Annotated in this window: 9 protein-coding genes; 6 read left to right on the forward strand and 3 right to left on the reverse strand. The window is 74.4% G+C overall.

Annotated elements, in window-relative coordinates; translation table 11 throughout:
* Both ACWCSD_RS43260 and ACWCSD_RS43265 read left to right on the forward strand, forming a co-directional pair.
* Nucleotides 1-867, forward strand: an 867-nt coding sequence (locus tag ACWCSD_RS43260) for an N-acetylmannosamine-6-phosphate 2-epimerase (protein ID WP_449923899.1), incomplete at its 5' end; no start/stop codon positions are given.
* Nucleotides 868-1,154: 287 nt separating this feature from the next.
* A complete protein-coding gene (locus ACWCSD_RS43265; RefSeq protein ID WP_449923902.1) occupies nucleotides 1,155-2,201 on the forward strand; it encodes an ROK family protein in 1,047 nt (348 codons plus the stop codon).
* A gap of 31 nt (nucleotides 2,202-2,232) precedes the next feature.
* Here the strand turns inward: ACWCSD_RS43265 and ACWCSD_RS43270 are convergent, their stop codons facing one another.
* Entirely contained in the window at nucleotides 2,233-3,189 is a 957-nt protein-coding gene (locus ACWCSD_RS43270) for an ankyrin repeat domain-containing protein (RefSeq protein ID WP_449923905.1), read from the reverse strand.
* Between the two features lie 313 nt (nucleotides 3,190-3,502).
* On the opposite strand from ACWCSD_RS43270, the gene ACWCSD_RS43275 reads away from it, so the two are divergent.
* On the forward strand, nucleotides 3,503-4,180 hold the full coding sequence (locus ACWCSD_RS43275; protein ID WP_449923908.1) for a thermonuclease family protein: 678 nt from the start codon (nucleotides 3,503-3,505) through the stop codon (nucleotides 4,178-4,180).
* Between the two features lie 81 nt (nucleotides 4,181-4,261).
* Here ACWCSD_RS43275 and ACWCSD_RS43280 read toward each other — a convergent pair whose 3' ends face one another.
* Complete coding sequence (locus ACWCSD_RS43280; RefSeq protein WP_449923911.1) at nucleotides 4,262-4,492, reverse strand: hypothetical protein; 231 nt, start codon at nucleotides 4,490-4,492, stop codon at nucleotides 4,262-4,264.
* A 152-nt stretch (nucleotides 4,493-4,644) separates the two neighbouring features.
* Here ACWCSD_RS43280 and ACWCSD_RS43285 point away from each other — a divergent pair, with 152 nt between their 5' ends.
* From ACWCSD_RS43285 to ACWCSD_RS43295, 3 genes are read left to right on the forward strand one after another with little or no spacing between them, the layout of a single operon-like run.
* A complete protein-coding gene (locus ACWCSD_RS43285) occupies nucleotides 4,645-5,025 on the forward strand; it encodes an ArsR/SmtB family transcription factor (RefSeq protein WP_397163353.1) in 381 nt (126 codons plus the stop codon).
* The gene (locus ACWCSD_RS43290) at nucleotides 5,022-5,714 is read left to right on the forward strand and encodes a cation transporter (protein WP_449923915.1); all 693 of its coding nucleotides are present in this window, start codon (nucleotides 5,022-5,024) and stop codon (nucleotides 5,712-5,714) included. The genes ACWCSD_RS43285 and ACWCSD_RS43290 overlap by 4 nt, the downstream gene beginning before the upstream one ends.
* 33 nt (nucleotides 5,715-5,747) lie before the next feature.
* On the forward strand, nucleotides 5,748-6,476 hold the full coding sequence (locus ACWCSD_RS43295) for a TSUP family transporter (RefSeq protein ID WP_449923918.1): 729 nt from the start codon (nucleotides 5,748-5,750) through the stop codon (nucleotides 6,474-6,476).
* Between the two features lie 81 nt (nucleotides 6,477-6,557).
* Here ACWCSD_RS43295 and ACWCSD_RS43300 read toward each other — a convergent pair.
* On the reverse strand, nucleotides 6,558-7,599 hold a 1,042-nt coding region (locus tag ACWCSD_RS43300), incomplete at its 5' end, for an RNA polymerase sigma factor (protein ID WP_449923921.1).

A 7,599-nucleotide genomic window follows, 5' to 3' on the forward strand; every position in this document is an offset into this window, starting at 1 on the left:
ATCGAAGGCGGCCTGGTCGTGAGCTGCCAGGCCCCCGAGGGCCACCCCCTGCGCGACCCGCGCACCATCGCGCTCCTCGCCCGCTGCGCCGAACTCGGCGGCGCGGCCGGACTGCGCGTGAACGGCCCCGAGGACGTCCGCGCGGTCAAGGCCGTCACCGGCCTGCCCCTGATCGGCCTGGCCAAGGTCCCCCGCCCCCACGCCCGCCCCCTGATCACTCCCACCTTCGCCCTGTGCGAATCCCTGGTGCGAGCCGGCGCCGACATGGTGGCCCTGGAGGTCACGGCTGAGGCCGAACCGGAGGCGGGCGATCTGCCGTCCCTGGTCGAACGGGTATGGAAGGAGCTGGGCGTGCCCGTCATGGCCGACGTCTCGACAGCGGAAGAGGGACTGCTGGCCTGGAACCGAGGCGCAGCCCTGATCTCCACCACCCTCGCCGGCTACACCCCCTACACCGTCCCCGCCCCGCCCGCCGACCCCACCCTCCACGGCGCCCACGCCCTCGCGGGCGCCCCCTCCGCCCTCGACAGTGCCCTCGCCCTCGCGGGCGACCCCGCCGTCACCTGGAGTTCCACCACCACTGATCCCGCCGTGCCTCTGAGGGCCGCCGCCGCTGACTCCGCCTCCCGCCCTGGGACCGGGGCCGCTCCACGGCCGGGGCTCCCCCATGAGCCCGACCTCGACCTGGTCGGAGAACTCGCCGCCCTCGGGGTCCGTACGGTCGCCGAGGGCCGGCTCCGCACCGACGCCCACGTGGCGGAGGCGTTCGCCCGCGGCGCCTGGTCGGTCGTGATCGGCGCCGCCATCACCGACCCCCTCGCCCTCACCCGCCACCTCACCGCGGCCACCCCCAGGGCGAGCCGGTGACCCCCACCCCACCCCACGCCCACCCTCACCACACCGGCGCCCCCATGCCCCCCTCACAACGCCGCCCAGCCGCCACCCGCACCGCCTCGCCGAACAGCACCACGCAAGTCCGTCCAACCGAACACCCCCACCCGAACAGCACCGCACAGCTCCCCACAGACAGCACCCCAGCCGAACGTCCCCGCCCGAACAGCGCCGCGAGACCCCTCCCAGACAGCACCCCGGCGATACACACCCAGCTGAACAGCGCCCCGACCGTGCGACGCCCCGCCACCAGCACCCCCACCGTGCGACGCCGCACGAACTCCATCCCCGCCGTGCTCGGCATCGACATCGGCGGCACCAAGACCGCCGCCGCCCTGATCCCGGCCTCGGCCACCGGGGGCGAGACGGAGATCCGCCTCCCCGCCCGCGTCCCCACACCCGCCGAAGGTGGCGCCGCAGCGGTGCTGGCCGCCGCGCTGGAGCTGGCCGAAGACCGCCTCACGCAGGCACGCGCCGCCGGAATGGACGTCATCGCCTCCGGAGTCGGCAGCGCCGGGACGATCGACGGCAACGGCGTGGTCACGCACGCCACCGACGCCCTGCCAGGCTGGCGGGGCACCGACCTGGCGACCGCCTTCACCCAACGGCTCGGCCTGCCCGTCACCGTGCTCAACGACGTCCACGCCTGGGCGCTCGGCGAGGCCCGGTACGGCGCGGCCCGGGACAGCCGCCTGGCCCTGGTCCTCACGATCGGCACCGGCGTCGGCGGCGCACTCGTGCGGGACGGCGAACTCCTGCGTGGCCGCAACGGCATGGCGGGCTCCCTCGGCCACACCCCGGTCGTCCTGCCCCCGAACGCCGACGCCGACCGCCCGTGCCCCTGCGGCGCGACGGGCCACCTGGAGGCGTACGCGTCAGGCCCGGCGATCCTGTCGGCCTACCACGCCCGCGGCGGCACCGCCCCCGCCCTCAATTCCTTCCCCCCAGCCCGGCACAACACCGAGCCCCCCGCCCTACGACACCCGGCCGACACCCCCGACCCGCGGAACCCCCTAGGGGCCACCGGACAGCAGGCTGGGCCGGAAACCGCCGACCCCTTGGCCCGCGAGGTGATCCGCGAGGCCGCCGTCATCCTCGGCCGTTCGATCGCCTCCGCCGCCACCCTCCTGGACCCGGACGTGATCGTCCTGGGCGGCGGCGTCACCGGCCTCGGCGAGCTCCTGACCGTCCCCCTGTTCGAGACGATCCGCCGGTACGCGCCCCGCGGCCTGGACTCCGTCCCCGTCCGGCTCTCGACCCTGGGCGCACACGGAGCCGTGCTGGGCGCGGCCTCGGCCGCCATGCCCTGACTCCGGAGCAGCACCTACCGGCCGACCGGCGTCAGCCGCGAGGCGGGAGGTGCAGCCAGATGTCGGGCGGCCCCAGGACGGGCCGGGCGTCGGTGAGCCGCAGCCCCGTGTACGCGCAGCAGTACGCCACCCCCTCCCCCTGGTAGAGGAAGGCGTTCAGCACCTCGTCCGCCGAGCTGTCCGGCGACACCCAGCCGCCGCCCGGATACGCGTCCCACTCCTCGACGACACCGTCCCGCGAGCTGTAGCCCTGGTTGCCGCCCTTCGGATCGGCGTACATCGCGTAACAGACGGTCCCGGCCGAGAGGCGGTTGATGACGTCGGCGCTGGTCACCTCGGAACCCCGGCGCCGGCTGATCACGCATCCGCCCGGCACGTCGGTGGCTCCCACCAGGCCGTTCCGCTCGCCCGGGTACGGCTCGTCGAGGACCCCGTCGATCCCGGCTCCCTCGGCCACCGTCGCCCCGAGCCGCCGCGCGGCCTCCGCCGCGGTGACGCCCGCGACGCACACCAGCCCCAGCCCGTCGTACTCGAAGTCGCCCAGGGCCTCGATCAGCCGCTCGGCCTCCACGACGGCGGCGTTCTCCGCCTCCGAAAGCGTGGGCTTGTCGCGAGGGAAGGGGAAGAACAGGCCCGGGTTGGGACCGGCCAGGCTGAGCCGCCCGGGCGACCAGCCGCCCGTCATCGGCCGCCACGGATCGGCCCCGGCGGCGACCAGGGCGAGCGCGTTGTCCCTCTGGTGGGCGAACACGGCCCGCCAGAGGGCGCTGTGCCCTTCGTACGCGGCATCGACGTCGCCGACCCGGCGGGCCAGCTCGGCGACCACCTCGGGCGAGCCGTACTCAGCCGCGAGGTGGAGGGGCGGCCCCTCGTGCCACAGGTCGGCATGCGGATCGGCGCCGGAGTCGAGGCGGGCACGGATCTCGCTCAGATCGGACCAGTCATCCCAGCTCAAGCCCACCCATCCGGCTTCCTTGGTGACAACCACGGCACTCCCCCAGAGGCAGGCAGCTTATCGAACACCAGTACGAGCATATCGCGGCTCCGGCGCCGGACCGTCCCTGACGACCAGCCCGGCCCCGCACGCGCAACCGTCCGCGCGGGGCAGGCCGGAGAGGGCCGCACAAGCCTCTGACCTTGGACGTCGGCCACCCCGAGGGGGCCGGCGATCAGTCAAACCCTAAGCGCAGCGTCGCCGTACCTCGACCAGGAGTGACATAACCGTGCCCTTCCGGCGGTACACCCCTGTCTCCGTCGGCGCGTCTCCTCACGTCCGGACCATCCGTCCCTGGAGTCACGCCATGCCTACGAACGCGAGCACGGCCAGGATCGTCACCGCCACGGCCGCTCTACTGCCCCTCACCCTCGCCCTGAGCACGCCGGCCGACGCGGCCGCCGTCCCCAGGGGCACGGTCGCGGCCCGGGTCGTCAAGATCGTGGACGGCGACACCGTCGACGTCGTGCGCGGCACCACGAAGATCCGCGTGCAGCTGCTCGGCGTGGACACCCCCGAGCGCGGGCGGTGCTGGTCCAGGGCTGCCACCGCCCGTACGGCGGCACTCCTGCCACCCGGGACGACGGCCCACCTGCTCACCGCCAGGACGCCGGGCGTCCCGCCCTCGCACGTGTGGAACGCCAAGGGCGTGCACGTCAACCGCAACCTGATCCGCTACGGCTACGGCAAGGCCGTCCCGTTCAAGCCGGACGACGGGTACAAGAGCCTCTTCCGCGCGGAGCAGGCGAAGGCCAAGGCGGAGAAGTTGCGGATCTGGTCCGGCAGGTGCGACACGTCCACCTCCACGCCGACCCCGTCCCCGACTCCGACCCCCACGCCGCCCCCGCCCGCCGGCACGGACCCGCGCTTCCGCACCTGCGCCGAGGCGAACGCCGCCGGCTACGGCCCGTACCGCCGCGGCATCGACCCCGAGTACGCCTGGTACCAGGACCGCGACGGCGACGGCGTCGTCTGCGAACGCTGACCCGCGCGAGCCCGCCGAACGTCCCGCCCGAACGTCCCGGCCGACCGGCCGGGACACAAGCCGGTTGGCAGAAGCGCCGGGTCAGCGAGCGGAACGCGCCAGGATCGCCGCCTCGACCCGCAGGCCGACCCCGACCAGCGCGACGACGAGCAGGAACGCCAGCCAGGGCAGCGGCGGGCTCGACCACCGCAGCAACATGAACGCAGCCGAGGCCAGCCCCGCCGCGACGCCGGTCGTCCCGAGCACTCGAAGGATCACGACGGTCTCGCGCTCGTCGGCGGCGGGGCGGCCCCGCGCCCCTGGTGCACTCACGAAAGCGAGCCTCCCAGATCCCACCCCGCCCCGAAAGACCCGGCAGAAGTCCGACGAACACGTCCAGACAGACACCGGAAGGCGAGAGACCGACCTCCAGGCGAACACCACCACCCTCGCCATAGATGCCAAATCAGGGCTAACATCGCCACATGGCGATTGATTCTGAAGGTGGCCGTTGTGTCAGTGCGGACATCGCCGCCGGCATCTCCCCCGCGGCCGCGCTGTTCCACTCCCTGGCCGACGAGACCCGGCTGCGCATCGTCCAGCGCCTGGCCCGCGGCGAGGCCCGCGTGGTCGACCTGACCACCCAGCTCGGCCTGGCCCAGTCCACGGTGTCCAAGCATCTGGCCTGTCTGCGCGACTGCGGCCTGATCGACTATCGCGCCGAGGGCCGCCAGTCGTTCTACTCCCTGACCCGGCCCGAGCTGATGGACCTGCTCGCCTCCGCCGAACAACTGCTGGCCGCCGCCGGCCACGCCGTGACGCTGCGTCCCGGCCCCGTGGAGGTCACGCAGGAGCCGGTGTCGTGACCGCCGCGCACCTCACCACCCCGGCGCGCCGGACGGCCCTGCGGCGCCGCATCCGCCTGCTGGTCGCGGCCACCATCACCTACAACGTGATCGAGGCGGTGGTGGCCATCACCGCCGGCACCCTCGCCTCCTCCGCCGCGCTGGTCGGGTTCGGGCTGGACTCGGTGGTAGAGGTCGCCTCGGCCGCCGCGGTGGCCTGGCAGTTCTCCGCGGCCGACCATGAAAGGCGGGAGAGGACGGCGCTGCGCGTCATCGCGATCTCCTTCTTCGCGCTGGCCGCCTACGTCACCCTCGACGCCGTCCGTACGCTGCTGGGGGTGGGCGAGGCCGAGCATTCGACGCCCGGCCTGATCCTGGCCGCGTCGTCGCTGGTGGTCATGCCGTTCCTGTCCCATGCGCAGCGCCGCGCCGGACGCGAGCTCGGCTCCGCCTCCGCGGTGGCCGACTCCAAGCAGACCCTGCTGTGCACCTACCTGTCCGGCGTGCTGCTGGTGGGACTGGCGCTCAACAGCCTGTTCGGCTGGTCCTGGGCGGACCCGGTCGCCGCGCTGGTGATCGCGGCGGTCGCGGTCAAGGAAGGCCGCGAAGCCTGGCACGGCGACGCCTGCTGCGCCGTCCCGGCCGGCCTTGAGGAGCAGGCGGACGGACGTGCCCCCGGCTGCTCCTGCTGCTCCGCTCCCGGAGAATGACAGGCCGCGCATCCCTGGGGAGAGGTGAAGAGCGTGAACACCGTCCTGGTCGTGGTCGTCATGGTGGTGGCGACGTTCGCCACGGCGACGCTGTCGGCGGTGGCCGGGTTCGGCGGCGGGGTGCTGCTGCTGCCGGTGTTCGTCGCGGTCCTGGGCACCCGGGACGCCGTCGCGGTGCTGACCGTCGCGCAGCTCGCCGGCAACGGCAGCCGGGTGTGGTTCAACCGGGACGAGGTCGACCGCCGTCTGGTGGGCGTCTTCGCGGCCGGGGCGGTTCCCGCCGCCGCGGCCGGCGCGCTGGTGTTCGCCGCCGCCCCGCTGGCCACGCTGACCCGGGTCATCGGGGTGTTCCTGCTGGTCATGGTGGCCTGGCGACGCAGGCGGCCGCATGGCGTCCGGCTGGACGACGCGGCGTTCGCGGCCGTCGGAGCCGTGTCCGGGTTCGGCTCGGCGCTGGTCGGCTCCATGGGGCCGATGGTCGCGCCGTTCTTCCTGGCCCGTGGCCTGCTGCGGGGCGCCTACATCGGCACGGAGGCCGCGGCGGCGGTGGTGATGCACCTGACCAAGCTGGTCGTCTTCGGCGCGGCCGCCGTGCTGACCACGTCCGGCGTCGCCACCGGGCTGGCGCTGGCGCCGGCGAGCGCGGCCGGGGCCTGGGCGGGCAAGAAGATCGTCGACCGGCTGCCCAGCGGCGCATTCGTGGTGGTGGTCGAGATGGGGCTGGTCGCGTCGGGGCTGGTGCTCGTCGTCACCGGAGGCTGATGATCCGGCCGCCCGAAGCCGGACGACGTCAGGCCCGGACCTTCACGCCCCGCGCAGCCGGACGACGTCAGCCCCGAACCTTCACGCCCCGCCCAGCCGGACCGCCTGGCGGGTGAGGTGGTCGCGTTCGGGGAGGGTGGGGGCCGATCGGGCGGCCTCGGCGTAGAGCCGGGCCGCGGTGGCCGGGTCGCCGGCGCGTTCGTGCAGGTAGGCCGCGACGGCGGCGTGGCGAGGCAGGTCCGGGTCGAGCTCGGCCAGGGCGGCCAGACCGGCCCGCGGGCCGTCGGCCTCGCCGACGGCGACGGCCCGGTTGAGGCGGGCCACCGGGCTGCCGGTGAGGCGCACCAGCTCGTCGTACCACTCGACGATCTGCGGCCAGTCGGTCTCCCCGGCCGTCGGGGCGTCGGCGTGCAGCGCGGCGATGGCGGCCTGGGCCTGGAACTCGCCCAGCCGGTCGCGGGCGAGGGCCGCCTGGAGCACGTCGACGCCCTCGGCGATCAGACGGGTGTCCCACAGGCCGCGGTCCTGCTCGGCGAGGGGCACGAGGCTCCCGTCGGGAGCGGTGCGTGCCGGTCGCCGGGCGTGGTGCAGCAGCATGAGCGCGAGCAGGCCCGCGACCTCCTCGTGCCTGATCTTCGCCGCGAGCAGCCGGGTGAGCCGGATCGCCTCGGCGGCGAGGTCGACGTCACCGGAGTAGCCCTCGTTGAAGACCAGGTACAGCACGCGCAGCACGGTGGCGACGTCGCCGGGCTGGTTGAACCGCACGCCGGAGACGGTGCGCTTGGCCCGGCTGATCCGCTGGGCCATGGTCGCCTCCGGCACCAGGTACGCCTGCGCGATCTGGCGCGTGGTCAGCCCACCGACCGCGCGCAGCGTGAGCGCGACGGCCGAGGCCGGCGTCAGGGACGGGTGCGCGCACAGGAAGTACAGCTGGAGCGTGTCGTCCACCGCCTCCCCGGGGGCCGGCGGGGGCTCGCTGTCGACGCGGGTCTCGCGGTGCCGCCGGGAGGCGTCGGCGCGGGCGGCGTCGAGGAACTTGCGCCAGGCCACGGTGACCAGCCAGGCCTTGGGGTCGCGGGGCGGGTCGTCCGGCCATACGCGCACGGCCTCGGTCAGGGCGTCC

The sequence above is a fragment of the Nonomuraea sp. NPDC001684 genome (assembly GCF_053596515.1).

What these genes read in the sequence shown, in the direction of transcription:
- ACWCSD_RS43275 (WP_449923908.1), top strand. Translation starts at nt 3,503, where the DNA reads ATGCCTACGAACGCGAGCACGGCCAGGATCGTCACCGCCACGGCCGCT.
- ACWCSD_RS43285 (WP_397163353.1), top strand. Translation starts at nt 4,645, where the DNA reads ATGGCGATTGATTCTGAAGGTGGCCGTTGTGTCAGTGCGGACATCGCC.